Genomic DNA, 14,831 nt, shown 5'->3' on the forward strand with positions numbered 1-14,831 from the left:
ATGACGATTCCGAAACACGAGCCGCGCGAGGTCTTCGATCGGGCGATCGAGCATACGCGGACGCTTTCCCCGGCCACTTTCGATCAGTGGTTCGGGGGAGTTCAGTTCGATGATCTGACCGACGGCGTCCTGACGCTGCGTGTCCAGAACGAGTTCGTCCTCGAGTGGGTCAGGGACAATTTCCTGCCAGCGCTCACGGACAAGATCCGAGAGCTCACCGGCTGGTCGGTCCAGGTCGCGTGGACGGTGGATCAGAACCTCGACGCGCCCATTGCGCAGCGCGTGGAGCTCACCCCGGTGCGTCCACGGGCGCTCGTTGTGCGTCCGTCGAGCGCGGCGCCAGCGCCGGCGCCCCGCCCCGAGCCGACGCTCCGGCGCGTCCCGTCGATGCCGGACGACCTCAACCCGAAGCACACCTTCGCGAGCTTCGTCGTGGGCCCCTCGAACCAGCTGGCGCATGCGGCCGCGATCGCGGCCGCGGGCGGCGGGGGACGCCGTTACAACCCGCTCTTCATCTGCGGCGGCACGGGGCTCGGCAAGACCCACCTCATGCACGCGATCGCGCACCGCGTCTTCGAGGGCAGGCCGGACGCGCGGATCATCTACGTCTCGGCCGAGAAGTTCACGAACGACTTCATCACGGCCATCCAGCACCACCGGATGGACGAGTTCCGCACGCGGTACAGGTCGAGCTGCGACGTGCTGCTGGTCGACGACATCCAGTTCCTGGCCGGGCGCGAGCAGACGCAGGAGGAGTTCTTCCACACCTTCAACGCGCTCCACACGCTCGACCGGCAGATCGTGGTGACGAGCGACAAGTACCCCCAGAACCTCGAGCGCATGGAAGAGCGGCTCGTCTCGCGGTTCTCCTGGGGGCTCGTCGCCGACATCCAGGTGCCGGAGCTCGAGACGCGCGTCGCGATCGTGCGGAACAAGGCGGCGCTCGAGGGCATCGCGCTCACGGACGACGTGGCGCTCTACCTCGCGCAGATGGTCCGCTCCAACGTCCGCGAGCTCGAGGGGACGCTGATCCGGCTGGCGGCCAAGAGCTCGCTCACGGGCCGCCCCGTCGACCTCCCGTTCGCGCGCGCCGAGATCACGGCCACGTCGCCGCCGCGCGCGCAGATGATGAGCGTCGAGGACATCCAGCGCGCGGTGTGCCACCACTTCCACCTGCGCTCGATCGACCTCACCTCGAAGGACCGCCACAAGAGCGTTGCCTTCGCGCGCCACGTCGCGATGTACCTCTGCAAGCAGCGGCTGAAGTGCAGCTTCCCGGAGATCGGTCGGGCCTTCGGCAACCGCGATCACACGACGGTGATGAGCGCCGTCCGCAAGATCGAGGCGCAGCGCGACTCGGATCCGCAGGTCCGCGCCCACCTCGAGGCGCTCGAGAAGAAGCTCGCCGACGAGTGAGTCGCGCGCGCGTGACGCGGAAGACGCGCGCGCGGGGTCAGAGCTCGGACAGCGCGGAGCGCGCGTCGTCCGCGACGAGCTTGTTGCCGTACGCGGACGCGAGATCGAGCACCTCGGCGAGCTCGCGCCGCGCCTCCTTGACCAGGCCCCGCTGCTTCAGGAGCGCGCCGAGCAGGTACCGGCTCTCGAGGGCGTCGGTGCGGTAGGAGCGCGCGTCGGCGTAGCGCGCGAGCTCGCGCAGGAGCTCGCCGGCGCCGACCGCGCCGCTCAGCCCGTCCAGGTAGGCGAGGTGCGCGCGGTTGATGGAGGCGAGGCGCTCGTGGCCGCTCTCCTCGGCGAGCTCCTTCGACTCGGTGAGCGACGCGTAGGCGCGCGGCAGATCGCCGAGCCGCCGGCTCGCGTCGCCGAGGTTGTGCAGCGCGGCGGCGGTCTCGAAGCGCAGGCCCGCGGACCGGGCGAGGTCGACGGCGCGGGCGGAGCTCTTCACCGCCGCGTCGAAGTCGCGCAGGAACACGTGCACGAGGACGCGCTGCTTCTCGCGCTCGCTCGCCGCCGCGAGGTCGCCCGGATCGCCGAGCGCCTCTGCCCGATCGAGGGCGCGGAGCGCCGCCGCGATGTCGCCCGTCGCCGCGCGCGTCTGGGAGATCGCGAGCAAGAGCCTCGGATCGTCGATCGCGCCCGTCGCCTCGAGCTGCTCGACGGCGCGCTCCGCGCGCGCGAAGTCGCCGCTCCGGACGCCGATCTCCGTCTCGCACGCGAGCGCCTTGCGGCGGAGGTCCCCCCGATCGCCGGCGAGGGCGTAGGCCTCCTCGAGCCTCGCGTACGCGTCGGCGAAGAGATCCACCGCGCCGAGGGCGCGCGCCAGGTCGACGCGGGCCGAGAGCTTCTGCTCCGGCGTGCCGGCCTCGTCGATGCGCCGCAGCGCGCGGGCGGCGACGTCGGCGAGATCCGGCGCGGAGCGCACGCGCACGACGACGTCGGCGAGCGCGCCGAGCCACGCGGAGAGCTCCGCCGGCGAGCGGTGGGCGTGGTCGCCGAGATCGAGCGCCTGGAAGATGAGCCGGAGCGCCGGATCGAGCTGGCTCGCGCGGATCTTGTGCAGCGCCGCGCGCGCGTAGAACGTGGCGGCGCGGTCGCGATCGCCGGCCTGGTAGAAGTGCTGCCCGATGCGCTCGGCGTGCTCGGCGCCGTCCTCGCCGACGACGGCGACGTACGCCGCCGCGGCCGCGGCGTGCAGCTCCCGGCGGAGCTCCGGCGGGATCGCGTCGAGGACGATCTCCCCGTGCATGGGCGACGCGAAGCTCGCCTGCGCGGGGCCCTTGAGCCGCAAGAGGTCGCGGGTCGCGAGCCCGGAGATCGCGCGGTTCACGGCCGGGAGCTTCTGCTGGAGGAGCGCCGCGAGGACCTCGGTCGGCACCGGATCGCCGAGGATGGCCGCCGCCTGGAGCACGGCGCGGTCGCTCGGATCGAGCCGCCGCACCCGGGTCGCGATGAGCGTGCGCAGCGAGCGCGGCACCGCCGACGCGCCGTCGAGCCGCGCCTTCACGACGCCGCTGACGACGCTGAGCGCGCCGGAGTCGAGGAGCTCCCTGATGAGCTCCTCGAGGAAGAGCGGGTGGCCGCCGGCGCGCTCGCGGCAGAAGGCGACGACGTCGGGCGGCAGGAAGCTCGCGCCGATGCGCGCCGACATGAGGCGCGCGCTGTCGCTGTCCGAGAGCTCCCCGACCTTGAGCCGGTAGAAGTGGGGGTGCGCCTCGAGCAGCGGCGGCGGGTCGCTGCGCGTCGCCAGCATCAGCACGGCGCGGAGCCCGCCGGCGCGGCCCGCGGTGGCGAGCAGCGTCTCGGCGGTGAGCTGGTCCATCGCCTGCGCGTCGTCCCACGCGAAGCAGTGGAGGCGATCCTCGCAGAGGCTCTGCACCATGCGCGGGAACGCCGTGCGCAGGATCGCGGTCGTCCCCTGCGGCGCCCGCCTCTCGGCGAGCGCCGCGCCGAGCTGACCGAGCACGGCCGCGGACTCGTCGTCGCGCAGGCCGAGCGCCCGCAGCCGCGGCAGCACCGCGCGGATGCGCTCCTCGTCGTCGCCCTCCTGGATGCCGCAGAGCACCTGGAGCATCGCGGTGAGGCCGCTCCACGGGACGTCGGCGCCGTTGTGCGGGCACGAGGCGACGTAGACACCGACGTTGTAGTCGCCCTTCGAGAGCCGCCGCTCCATCTCGGCGAGCAGCCGCGTCTTGCCGATGCCGCGTTCGCCCTGGATGACGACGATCTGCGCGCGCTTCCTCGTGGCGTCGGCCAGGATGTCGCCGAGCTGCTTGAGCTCTTCGCGGCGGCCGATGAAGCGTCCGTACGCGCCGTCCGGGGGCTGCGCGGACGTGACGACGCGCCCCCCCTCGGGCGCTGTCCGGCCCGCGCCGGGCAGCTCCTCGGTCGCGAACGCGTTGCGGAGGACGCGCCCAGTGAGGTTCGACACGGCGACCTGGGACTCGGTCGCGCGGGCGAGCGCCTGGGCGGAGGCGATGAGCGAGGTGAGCCGCTCGTCGCGGATCGGGGCGCCGGCGCTGTCGACGAGGATGCGGGCGAGGTGGATGCCGGCGGAGACCGCGGCGCCCCCGCCGCGCGAGCGCAGGATCACGAGGGCGGCGCGCGCCGCGGCCTCCGTGTCGCGGCCGTCGGCGTCGCCGAGCCCGAAGACGGCGACCAGCTGCGACGCCTCCTGCTCGAGCAGCAGCGCGCCGTAGCGCGCCAGCACGTCGCGGGCCCGCGCCATGCGCCTCGCCGCGTCGTCCTCGGATCCCGTGAAGATGAGCACGAGCGCCGTGACCTCGCGCCGCTCGCCGAGCCCGCGCGCGGCCGGGCCGCTGTCGGCCTTCTCGAGCAGCTGGAGGAGCCCCGACGCCGAGCGGCTGCGCGTGCTCGTCGTGTGCGGCACCTCGACCGGCGTGCGCTCGTTGGCCCCGTTCGGCTCCTCTTCGAGCACGGCGCTCGCCTGGATCTCTGCGCTCTTCTCCTCGTGGAACGGCTCCAGGAAATCGGCGAGGTCGTTCGCCCCGAACCGCTCGGCCGTCGCGTAGAAGAAGCCGAGGAGCGCCTCGTGCAGCCGCCCGGCGTCGGGGAACCGATCCTCCGGGTTCTTCGCGAGCATCGTGCTCACGACGTCGACGAGCGACCGGGGCACGTCGGGGCGCACGAGCGCGAGCGGCGGATACTCGCTCGCCTGCAGCCGCCGCATGATCTCGAACGCCGTCGGCGCCGCGAACGGGTTCGACCCGGCGAGCATCTCGTAGAGCACCGTGCCGAGCGAGAAGAGATCGCTCCTGCCGTCGATCGCGCCGGCGCGCGACTGCTCGGGGCTCATGTAGGCGAGCTTCCCGCGGATCCTCCCTGCGCGGTTCTCGCCGACCTCCTCGTCGGTCATCGATTGCGTCGCCTTCGCGATGCCGAAGTCGGTGACCTTCACCTCGCCCTCCCAGGAGAGCAGGATGTTCTGCGGAGAGATGTCGCGGTGGACGATGCCGAGGGGGCGCGACTGCTCGTCGCGCCGCCGGTGCGCGTGATCGAGCGCCTTCGCGATCTCGGCCGTCATGAAGACCGCCATGGCGAGGGGGATCGGCTTCTTCGCCCTCCGGCAGCGGGCGAGGAGCGTCGCCAGGTCGAGCCCGGGGACGTACTCCATCGCGATGAAGTAGCTGGTCGGATCGCCGTTCGGATGGTCGACGCGGCCGAGGTCGAACACCTGCACGATGTTCGCGTGCGAGAGGCGCACGGCGAGCTTCGCCTCGTGCACGAACATGTCCACGAAGCGCCCCTGCTCGGCCAGCTTGGGGAGGATGCGCTTGATGACGAGGACCTTCTCGAACCCCTCGACGCCGAAGCTCTTCGCCTTGAAGACCTCGGCCATGCCGCCTTCGCCCAGGCGCTCGAGCAAGCGATACCGCCCGAAGGTCTCGCTCAGCATCGCCCCGCCTGCGCCCCACGCAGCGTCGCGCCTTTGGCGCGCGCGGCGCTCCGGAGGGGACGGCCCGCGATCGGCGCGCGCGCCGGCGCCGCCGCGCCGGCCGCGTCGCCTAGCCGCGCGTCATGTCTCGACGGCCTTGTTTGCGCCGGCGTCATCGTCCCCTCCATACATCGACTCCGCGATCCGGAACGCCGCCCCCTCCAGACGCGCGTACGCGTCCCGGAGCGCGTCGAGGTCGCCGCCGGCCTCGAGCAGCTTCCGCAGCGCCGCGCACTCGGCGTGGACCTCGCCGAGGAGCTCGGCGTCGAGCAGATCGCCGTAGCCTTCGAGGGCCTGCTCGGTCGTGTAGACGAGGGTCTCGGCCTGGTTGCGGAGCTCGGCGAGATCGCGCCGGAGCGCGTCGGTCTCCTTGAACCGCTCGCCCTCCGAGACGAGCCGCTCGACCTCGTCCGGCGTGAGGCCGCTCGTGGGGGTCACCCGGATCTCCTGCACCCGCCCCGTCCCGAGATCCCGCGCCTCGACGCGGACGATCCCGTTCTCGTCGATGCGGAAGGTGACCTGGATCTTGGGCAGCCCGCGCGGGGCGGGAGGGATGCCTGTGAGCTCGAAGCGGGCGAGGCTCCGGCAGTCCGCGGCCATCTCACGCTCGCCCTGGAGCACGTGCACGGGGACGAAGCTCTGGTTGTCGACGCTCGTCGTGAAGATCTCGCTCCGCTCGGTGGGGATGGTCGTGTTGCGCGGGATGAGCTTGAAGCTCACGCCGCCGCCGGTCTCGACGCCGAGCGACAGCGGCGTCACGTCGAGGAGCAGCACCTCGTCCACCTGTCCGGACAGCGCGGCGCCCTGCAGCGCGGCCCCGACCGCGACGACCTCGTCGGGGTTCACGCCCTTGTTCGGCTCCCGGCCGAAGAACTCGCGCACCGCCGCCTGCACCGCGGGCATCCGGGTCATGCCGCCGACGAGGACCACCGTGTTGACGGCGGAGACGGGGAGCTTGGCGTCCCCGAGCGTCGCGCGGCAGACGTCGATGGTCCGCCGGATGAGGCCCTCGCAGAGCATCTCGAGCTCGTTGCGCCGCATCGTCCGCTCGAGGTGGAGCGGCCCGCCGCCTGGGCCGACGGCGATGAAGGGGATGTTGATCTCGGTCTCGAGCGACGACGAGAGCTCGTGCTTCGCCTTCTCGGCCGCCTCCTTGAGCCGCTGCAGCGCCATGCGGTCCCGGCGCAGATCGATGCGGCTCTTCCCCTCGAACTCGTCGGCGAGCAGGTCGATGATCCGCTGGTCGAAGTCCTCGCCGCCGAGGTGCGTGTCGCCGCCGGTCGCCTTGACGCTGAAGACCCCGCTCGCGATCTCGAGGATCGAGATATCGAACGTGCCTCCGCCGAGATCGTAGACCGCGATCGTCTCGGCCTTCACCTTGTCGAGGCCGTAGGCGAGCGCCGCGGCGGTCGGCTCGTTGATGATCCGGCGCACGTCCAGCCCGGCGATCCGCCCTGCGTCCTTCGTCGCCTGCCGCTGCGCGTCGTCGAAGTAGGCGGGGACGGTGACCACCGCCTCCGTCACGGGCTCGCCGAGGAACCGCTCGGCGACCTGCTTCATCTGGCCGAGGATCACCGCGGAGATCTCGGGCGGCGAGTAGTTGCGCCCCTTGACCTCGACCCACGCGTCGCTGTTCGGCGCCTCGACGATCTTGTAGGGGGCGAGGCTGATCTGCTTGCTGACCTCGGGCGCGGTGAACTTGCGGCCCATCAGCCGCTTCACCGCGTAGATGGTGTTCTGCGGGTTCGTGACCGCCTGGCGTCGCGCGACCTGCCCGACCAGGCGCTCACCGCTCGCGGGGAAGCCGACCACGGACGGCGTGGTGCGCGCGCCCTCGGCGTTCGGGATCACCCGAACATCGTTGGCCGAGGCGACGCCTGCCCCTTCGACGACAGCCACGCACGAGTTCGTCGTCCCGAGATCGATGCCGATCACCTTCCCCATATGCGGCGAAAGATACTACAGGCCTGGATGCTCTCCGGGTGGGGAGACGACCTGGGCGCCCGCGATATTTGGGGAGATCGTGCGGCGAGGTAGCGGGGCACGGCAGATCCCGGACAGGATCACCGCCAGGATGCGCACCGTGCCGGTGGTGTGCGCCGAGGGAGCCGGCGCGACGCCGCGCGGAGGCTCAGTTCGCCGCGGGCGCCGGCTCGACGGGCGAGCCCTTCGAGACGACGACCATGGCCGCGCGGATCAGGTAATCGCCCAGCATGTATCCCGGCTGGACCTCCGCGATCACGACGCCGGCGGGGTGCTCGGTCGAGTCGAGCTGCTGGATGGCCTCGTGCACGCTGGGATCGAAGGGCTTGCCGACCGCGGCGATGCGCTTGATGCCCATGCGCTCCAGCGTGTCGACGAACTGCTTCGTCACGATCCGGACGCCCTCGGCGACCGACTTCACGTCCGGCGCGCTCTCGGCGTGGGTGGCGGCGCGCTCGAGGTTGTCGAAGACCGGGAGCAGATCCTTCAGGATCGACTCGCGGCCGCGGCGCTGCGCCTCTTCGACCTCGCGCCGGGAGCGCTTACGGAAGTTGTCGAAATCCGCGGCGGTGCGCAGCAGCTGCTCGCGCATCCGCGCGGCCTCGGCCTGCACCTCGCCTAGCTTGTCTTCGGGGGTGGAGGCCTGCTGCTCCGCGGCCTCTGCGCGCTCCGCGTGCGCCTCTGCCGTCTCCCCCGTGTTCTGGTTCGACCCATTTTGTTCCGAATCGCTCATAGGACGGCGGCACTATAACCAGCCGCGATCCGCTGGCAATCGCCAGGCCCATGGTCGGCCCGGAGGCGAGCGCCGCCGTCCGAGCGCGCCGGCGCTCGCCGCCGCGCCGGCCCAGGACGCCCGCGGGTGGGGGGGCCGGCGCGCGGGCGCTCCGGACGCGCTCCGGCCGCGCTCCGGCGGGTCAGATTGCCCGGGTCTCCACGATCCGCTGCGGGCGCTGCATCGAGCGTTTGCTCCGACCCCCCGCCCGGCGTTAGATCGCCCCCCATGAGCATCGCCACAAGCCCCGCCGCCGAACCTCCTCCGGCGAACGCCTCGACGCCGGCCAGCGCGCCGCTCCTCGCGGCGCAGAAGCACCTGCTCGGCAACTACCGCCAGCCGCCGTTCGTCCTCGACCGCGGCAGGGGTTGCGAGCTCTTCGACACGGAGGGGCGCCGGTACCTTGACATGTGCGCGGGGGTGGCAGTGGCTTCGCTCGGGCACGCTCACCCGCGGCTCGTGGCGACCATCTCCGAGCAGGCGGGTCGCCTGATGCACGTCTCCAACTATTTCTTCAACGCCGAGAACCTCCGCCTCGCCGAGGAGCTCTGCGCGAAGACCGGCTTCGACCGCGCCTTCTTCTGCAACTCGGGCGCGGAGGCGAACGAGGCGATGCTCAAGCTCGCGCGCCGCCATTTCTTCAACCGGGGCGAGGAGGGGCGCTACCGGATCATCGCGTTCGACAACGCGTTTCACGGCCGCACCCTCGGCGCGGTCGCCCTGACCGGGACGCCGAAGTACCGCGAGGGCTTCGGCCCTTCGCTCGACGGCGTCACGCACGTGCCGTACGGAGACGCGGCGGCGGTGCGCGCGGCCATGGGCCCGGACGTCGCGGGGATCCTCGTGGAGCCGGTGCAAGGGGAGGGCGGCGTGCTGCCGGCCCCGGCCGGCTTCCTCGCCGAGCTGCGGCGCATCACCGACGAGCACGGCGCGCTGCTGCTCATCGACGAGGTGCAGACCGGCATCGGGCGCACGGGGCACTGGCTCGGCGCGACGTACGACGGCGTCCAGGGCGACGCCGCGGCGCTCGCGAAGGGGCTCGGCGGTGGGTTCCCGGTCGGCGCGCTGGTGCTGCGGGAGCGGCTCAACGGCGCGCTGCCCCCGGGCTCGCACGGCTCGACCTACGGGGGCAACGCTCTCGCGTCCGCCACGGCGCGCACGGTGCTCGCGGTCATCGAGGAAGAGAAGCTGTGCGAGGCCGCCGTGAAGCGCGGCGAGCAGCTCGGCCGCGGCCTCGCCGCGATCGCCGCGCGGCTGCCGGGCGTGTGCCTCGGCGAGCGCGGGCGCGGGTTGCTCCGCGGGCTCATCCTCGCGCCGACCGTCGACGCGCGGGCCGCCCTCGGCCGCGCGCGCGATCGGGGCGTGCTGCTCACGATCGCGGGCAGCAGCGTGCTCCGGTTCACGCCGCCCCTGATCGTGAGCGAGGCGCAGATCGACGAGGCGCTGGCCGAGGTCGAGGCCGCGCTCGCCGAGACGCCGGCTGCAGGTTGAGGTGGTCGCATCGCGCGCCGCGGGTCCCGCCGTCGCACCCGTCCCGTGCTCGGGCTGCAGCAAGCTGATCGATCCCCTGCGCGCGGGGCAGGTGGCGATCTTCGATCAGCGCTTCCATTACTTCTGCAACGCGCGGTGCCGCCACGCCTTCCTCGGTGAAGCGCCGCCTGCGCCGGGGGACGCCCGGCCTTCGGGCCTCGCGGCGCCGGGCGCGCCCTTCGCCGGCGCTCCTCCCCGGGGGCTCCCGTCGGGCGCGCCGCCCGGCGCCGGAGGGCACCACGCCTCCACCCCGCGCACCCCGCGCGCGGAGCCCGCGCGGGCGAGCGCCGACGAGGGCGCGGCGCGCGTCGCCGATCTCGACGCGCCGATCGTGAACGCGTTCCCCCCCGTGTCGCTCGACGAGAAGCTCCCCGATCTGCCCGTCCTCGACGACGATCGCGCGCTGCTCGAGCCCATCGGGAACACCATCCTGAGCGAGGAGCCGCAGCGCTACGACGCGGTCGAGGCGCGGGACATCGGCGCGCTCCTGCTCGTGCTCGCGATCATCGCGGGGACGCTGGCCGTCGCGCTCACCCTCGCCGGGGACGCGAAGCTCGTCATCGGCGCGCGCATCGTGCTCGCCACGGTGAGCGCCGGGATGCTCCTTGGCCGCGCCGCCACGACCGCGCGCGACGCGACGGATCCGCACCCTGCGCCGATGCTCGCCCCCGTCCTTGGCGGGCTCGTCGCCGCCGTCTGGGCCCTCTTCGGTCAGGACCGCGCCCTCGCGGCCGAGGCCGCGTCGCTCGCCGGCGTGATCGCCACCGCCAGCGCGATCAGCGCGTGGCTCATCGAGAGCGCCCGACATCGCGTGTTCGCGGAGCGGGCGTGGATCGGATCCGTGCTCTCGACCCCCGCGCGCCGGCCGCCTGGCGCGTGGGCGCAGGGCTCGGCGCCCGCCGACCGCGCCCCTCAGCGCGGCGGCGACGGCGGTCCTGTCGAGGGCGCCGGGGATGAGCTCTACGAGCTGCGACCGGGCGAGAGCGTCCAGGTCGACGCGGGGGAGATCGTCCCCGTCGACCTCATCGTCACGGGCGGCGACGTCGAGGTGCTCCCCTGGATCGGCGCGACCACGCCGACACGCCGCCGCGACGGCGACCCGGTCGTCGCCGGGGCCACCGTGGTCCGGGGTCGCCTCGTCGGCGCGTGCACCTTCTCCGGCGGCGATCGCGCGGTCGCGCGCGTCCTGCTCGACGCCCGCCGGCGCGCGGACGCCCTCGCGCCCATCGCGCAGGCCTCCCGCGCCCTGACCGAGCGCTGGGCGATCGGCGCCGCGGCGATCGGCGCGCTCTCCGCCTTCGTCGCCGGGCGCGCTCCGATCGAGATCGCGATGACCGCGGCGGCCGTGCTCGCCGCGCTGTCCACGGCGATCACGGCGTCCATCGCCTCGGTGCACGTCGCGCGGGGCATCTTGCTCGGGCTCCGCCGGGGCATCGTCTACAAGAGCGCCGACGCCTGGGATCGCGCAGGGAAGACCTCGGTCGCCGTGTTCTGCGCCCGCGGCACGCTGCTGCTCGGCGAGCCCGAGCTCGCGGAGCTGGAGGCGACCGGCCAGAAGCTCAAGCCGAGCGACGTGCTCGCGCTCGCGGCCGGGGCGGAGCGCACCGAGGAGCACCCCGTCGCGACGGCGATCGTCCGCGCCGCGCGCGCCCGCGGCTTGCGGCCCGACGGCGTGCGCAACCCCAACTTCCACCCCGGCCTCGGCGTGACGGCCGTCACCTCGTCCGGCGAGGACCTCTGCGTCGGCAACCGCGCGCTCATGCTCGAGCAGCGGATCTCGATCGCCGCGGCCGAGAGCCGCGTCGCCGAGCTCGAGGCGCTGGGGCGCACGGTGGTCCTCGTCGCTGTCGGCGCTCGCCTCGTCGGCATCATCGGCCTGCAGGACGGGCTGCGCCCCGGGGCGCGGGCCGCCATCCAGCACCTGCTCGACGCGCAGATCGAGCCCGTGCTGATGTCGGGCGACGCGCGCGAGACGTGCGAGGCGATCGGCCGCTCGCTCGACATCGATCACATCCGCCCCGAGGTCCTCCCCGCGGATCGCGGCACGGAGGTGCGTCGCCTGATCGACGCGGGCACGAGCGTCGCCGTCCTCGGCCACGCGGGCGTCGACGACGCCGCGCTCGGCGCCGCGGACGTCTCCGTGGCGCTCGGCGCCGCCGGCTCGGCGCCCGCCGATTTCTCCACGGTCCTCGCGTCGGACGACGTCCGCGACGCCGCGCTCTCCCTCGCGCTCGCGCACCGCACGCGCCTCGAGGCGCGCGTCGGGCTCGCGCTCAGCGTCGCCCCGGCGCTCGTCGGCGCCGCGGTCATCGCCGCGTTCGTGCTCCCGCCGGCCTACGCGCCCATCGCCTCGCTGCTCGGCGGCGTCATGGCCGTCGTCCACGCCCGCGCGCTCGACGCGAAGAGCTGAGCGCCGGGCGCGGTCGCCGGCGCGGGGCTCCTCGCCGCGCCGGGGCGGGCTACGAGACGTCGGGCGTGGTGTCCTTGGCGTCGCGGCAGTCCGCGCAGACGCCGTACATCTCGTGCTTGTGCCAGGTCACGTCGAAGCCGTACTTCGCGGCGATCTCTTCCTGGAGCGCCTCGATCCGCGGCTCCTCGAACTCGATGATCTTCCCGCAGTTGACGCAGATCAGGTGGTCGTGGTGCGTGCTGGCGTCGTCCGCCAGCTCGTAGCGGCTAAGGCCGTCCCCGAAGCGTCGCTCGGAGGCCACGCCGCACTCCGCGAGCAGCTTGAGCGTGCGGTACACCGTCGCGTACCCGATGCCTCGGTCGTGCGCGCGCACCTCCGCGAGCAGGTCCTCGATGGTCATGTGCGGCGCGCCGGAGAAGAACGTGTCGACGATCAGCCGGCGCTGCGCCGTCGATCTCAGCCCCTTCTTCTCCATGTACGCCTGGAGGCGAGCGCGGAGCCGGTCGAGGGCAAGTTGGTCCACGTGGCTGGCGCTGCTCCCCTCTCTCTCCATGACGGCCATGGCAAGTTTATCCCGTTCGCGGCGAACCGCGTCAAGGCCGGTGACCGAGCCCACGTGGCGCGGCCTCGCCGATGCTGCCTGTGCCCCGCTCGTCGGCGCTATTCGCCGACCTGCGCCATGTAGCTGATCTGAGCCGCCGAACCTCCGAGGGGGCTGAGCAGCGTGATGGGAGGCGCGACCAGGCCGGCCGCCGCCGTGTTGTCGATGACGACGTAGTAGAGGCCCGGGCGCAGCGCGTAGCGGCGGGTCTCGATGATCCCGGGCTGGAGAGGGCCGCCTGCCTGCACCGGGCCTGGCGGGGGGCCGAGCGGCTTGCCGGTCTGGTACGCCTCGCGCCACGCGTCGCCGGTGGGCTTGTCGACGATCATGAGGTCCACGGGCGCGCCCTGCGCGCTGACCTTGAGGTAGAGCGCCTGGTCCGGGTCGGCGACCTCGAACGGCCCGAGGTAGTCGCGCTGGTTCGCGTACACCTCGACGGTCTCGTTCGCGAACGTGTACCGCTCCTCGTCCTCCGCCTCGAACGGGTGGTGCGGTCGCTGGGGCGGCATGAGGATCCCCAGCGTGAAGTCCTTCCCGGTCTCCTCGTTGTAGAGGACGGTGAACCCGCGGGTCAGCTCGCCAGCGACGATCTGGTTGCCGAGCAGGTTGGCGAGCCCTCCGAACGGCGGGACGTTGGCCATCACGTCGATGACCGGGTTCTCGACGTAGCCCAGCTGGAAGCTGGGGCCTTGAACGATCCGGTTCAGCCGTCCCCACACGTAGACGTTATCGTCCGCGAGCTGGAAGTCGGGCCGGTACTCGACGGACGTCGTGAGCGAGAAGCCCACCCGCTTGGCCGGCTGCATGTAGCCGTAGCCGGTGCCGGCGATGTGGACGGTGATCGTCTGGGCCGCGTCGTTGACGTCGTACGAGCACTGCATCGGGAAGAACCGCCCCATGGACGCCGATCTGTCCTGCAGGCGCAGCGAGACCCCGCTCTTCAGCATCTCGGGGCAGATCTTGCTGGCGCCGAAGTTCGAGAACAGGAACCAGCGGAGGGCGGGGCTCGCGTTCACGGGACCGCTGACGCAGGGGCAGCCGACGAACGTGAACGACAGCGCGACGGCGGCGAGCGCCAGCGCGGCGGACGCGCGGGAGAGCGGGGGTCTTCGTGCGGGCACGCGGGCTAACATAGCGGGTCGACCTCGAAGGGAGAGCGGGTTTGCGCGCGGGAGGACGGAGGACGGCCCCTCCCGGATCAGCGCACGAGATGCCATTGGACGCCGGGGGTCACCTCGAGATGCAGGTGATTTTTGTGCGCCCGGTCGTAGTTGGGCGTGAGGATCGACGTGAAGATGTGCTGGTCCACGGCCTCGCACACGATGGATCGCAGCTCTCGCGCCGCCGCGTCCGCTGGAGGGCCGCTGCCCGCCCCCTTGCCGGCCCCGCGGGGCCGCCCGGTCGGGCGGGCGCTCTCGCCGCAGACCGGCGCGCCGCGCCTGCCGACGAAGTCGCGCTCCACCTCGAGCCAGTCCTCCGCGAACCCGCCGCCGACGCGCTCCTTGACGAACCTGTAGGGGTCGATCGCGAGCCCGCCGGGGTGCCTCGTGGCGAGCCTGCCCTCGGGCCACATCCTGGCCGGAGGCCGCCAGGCCGAGAACATCAGCACCTCGTCGATGTCGTGCGCGCGGAGGATCCGGCTGAAGTCCGAGAGCGCCAGCGCGAGGCGGCAGTCGAAGACGTCGTGCGGGTTTCCCGCGCGTTGATGGGCCGGCAGCGCCGTCCGGTAGAGGACCCCGCCGACCCCATGCATCAGCCGCACCGGAGCGAGCACGCCCGGCGCGCGCTGCACCGGCTGGAACGCGATCTTCCGCTGCGTGAGCGCCGCACGGCATTGCTCCGCGCTCATCGCCGCGTAGCGCGCCGACGGGTGCTTCGCCCAGTCCTGGTGGTACCTGACCTTCGGCTTGCCCTGCGCGCTCGGCGCGACGGCGAGGGGGCCGAGCGCGAGGGCGAGCGCGCAGGCAGCGGCGGCATGGCGTGCGGGCGGCATCGTTGCGGTACATCCCTCGTGCGAAGCAAGGCAGGCCGACCCTCTCGGGGGGGCCAAGTGACTACGACCACGACCACGTGGCCGAGTGGCCGGCCGCGCCGCCATCCGGTGGATCGGGGCCCCCGTGCGCGG

General features: G+C 72.9%; 9 protein-coding genes. 3 read left to right on the top strand and 6 right to left on the bottom strand.

All coding sequences use genetic code 11. The features are described from left to right. Entirely contained in the window at nucleotides 1-1,416 is a 1,416-nt protein-coding gene (gene dnaA / locus WME97_RS00005; protein WP_437548394.1) for a chromosomal replication initiator protein DnaA, read from the top strand. 37 nt (nucleotides 1,417-1,453) lie between these two features. Here the strand turns inward: dnaA and WME97_RS00010 are convergent, their stop codons facing one another. The 3 genes from WME97_RS00010 to grpE all read right to left on the bottom strand — a co-directional run bounded on the left by WME97_RS00010 (nucleotide 1,454) and on the right by grpE (nucleotide 8,126). Further along, on the bottom strand, nucleotides 1,454-5,371 hold the full coding sequence (locus tag WME97_RS00010; RefSeq protein WP_437548396.1) for a serine/threonine-protein kinase: 3,918 nt from the start codon (nucleotides 5,369-5,371) through the stop codon (nucleotides 1,454-1,456). 120 nt (nucleotides 5,372-5,491) lie between these two features. Continuing rightward, nucleotides 5,492-7,354, bottom strand: a complete 1,863-nt coding sequence (gene dnaK / locus WME97_RS00015) for a molecular chaperone DnaK (RefSeq protein ID WP_012232637.1) — start codon at nucleotides 7,352-7,354, stop codon at nucleotides 5,492-5,494. 187 nt (nucleotides 7,355-7,541) lie between these two features. Then, the gene (gene grpE / locus WME97_RS00020) at nucleotides 7,542-8,126 is read right to left on the bottom strand and encodes a nucleotide exchange factor GrpE (protein ID WP_437548398.1); all 585 of its coding nucleotides are present in this window, start codon (nucleotides 8,124-8,126) and stop codon (nucleotides 7,542-7,544) included. A 267-nt stretch (nucleotides 8,127-8,393) separates the two neighbouring features. Here grpE and WME97_RS00025 point away from each other — a divergent pair, with 267 nt between their 5' ends. Both WME97_RS00025 and WME97_RS00030 read left to right on the top strand, forming a co-directional pair. Then, nucleotides 8,394-9,656, top strand: a complete 1,263-nt coding sequence (locus WME97_RS00025) for an aspartate aminotransferase family protein (protein WP_437548400.1) — start codon at nucleotides 8,394-8,396, stop codon at nucleotides 9,654-9,656. Between the two features lies 1 nt (nucleotide 9,657). Further along, nucleotides 9,658-12,105 carry an HAD-IC family P-type ATPase gene (locus WME97_RS00030; RefSeq protein ID WP_437548402.1) on the top strand — a complete coding sequence of 816 codons (2,448 nt, stop codon included), beginning with the start codon at nucleotides 9,658-9,660 and terminating at the stop codon, nucleotides 12,103-12,105. Between the two features lie 49 nt (nucleotides 12,106-12,154). On the opposite strand, the gene WME97_RS00035 is transcribed toward WME97_RS00030, so the two are convergent. The 3 genes from WME97_RS00035 to WME97_RS00045 all read right to left on the bottom strand — a co-directional run bounded on the left by WME97_RS00035 (nucleotide 12,155) and on the right by WME97_RS00045 (nucleotide 14,699). Further along, a complete protein-coding gene (locus WME97_RS00035; RefSeq protein WP_437548404.1) occupies nucleotides 12,155-12,667 on the bottom strand; it encodes a Fur family transcriptional regulator in 513 nt (170 codons plus the stop codon). A 98-nt stretch (nucleotides 12,668-12,765) separates the two neighbouring features. Further along, on the bottom strand, nucleotides 12,766-13,827 hold the full coding sequence (locus WME97_RS00040) for a hypothetical protein (RefSeq protein ID WP_437548406.1): 1,062 nt from the start codon (nucleotides 13,825-13,827) through the stop codon (nucleotides 12,766-12,768). 77 nt (nucleotides 13,828-13,904) lie between these two features. After that, nucleotides 13,905-14,699 carry a hypothetical protein gene (locus WME97_RS00045; protein WP_437548408.1) on the bottom strand — a complete coding sequence of 265 codons (795 nt, stop codon included), beginning with the start codon at nucleotides 14,697-14,699 and terminating at the stop codon, nucleotides 13,905-13,907. Nucleotides 14,700-14,831 lie beyond the last annotated feature (132 nt).

The organism is Sorangium sp. So ce367 (assembly GCF_051520455.1).
In the GTDB taxonomy this organism is placed as follows: domain Bacteria; phylum Myxococcota_A; class Polyangia; order Polyangiales; family Polyangiaceae; genus Sorangium; species Sorangium cellulosum_B.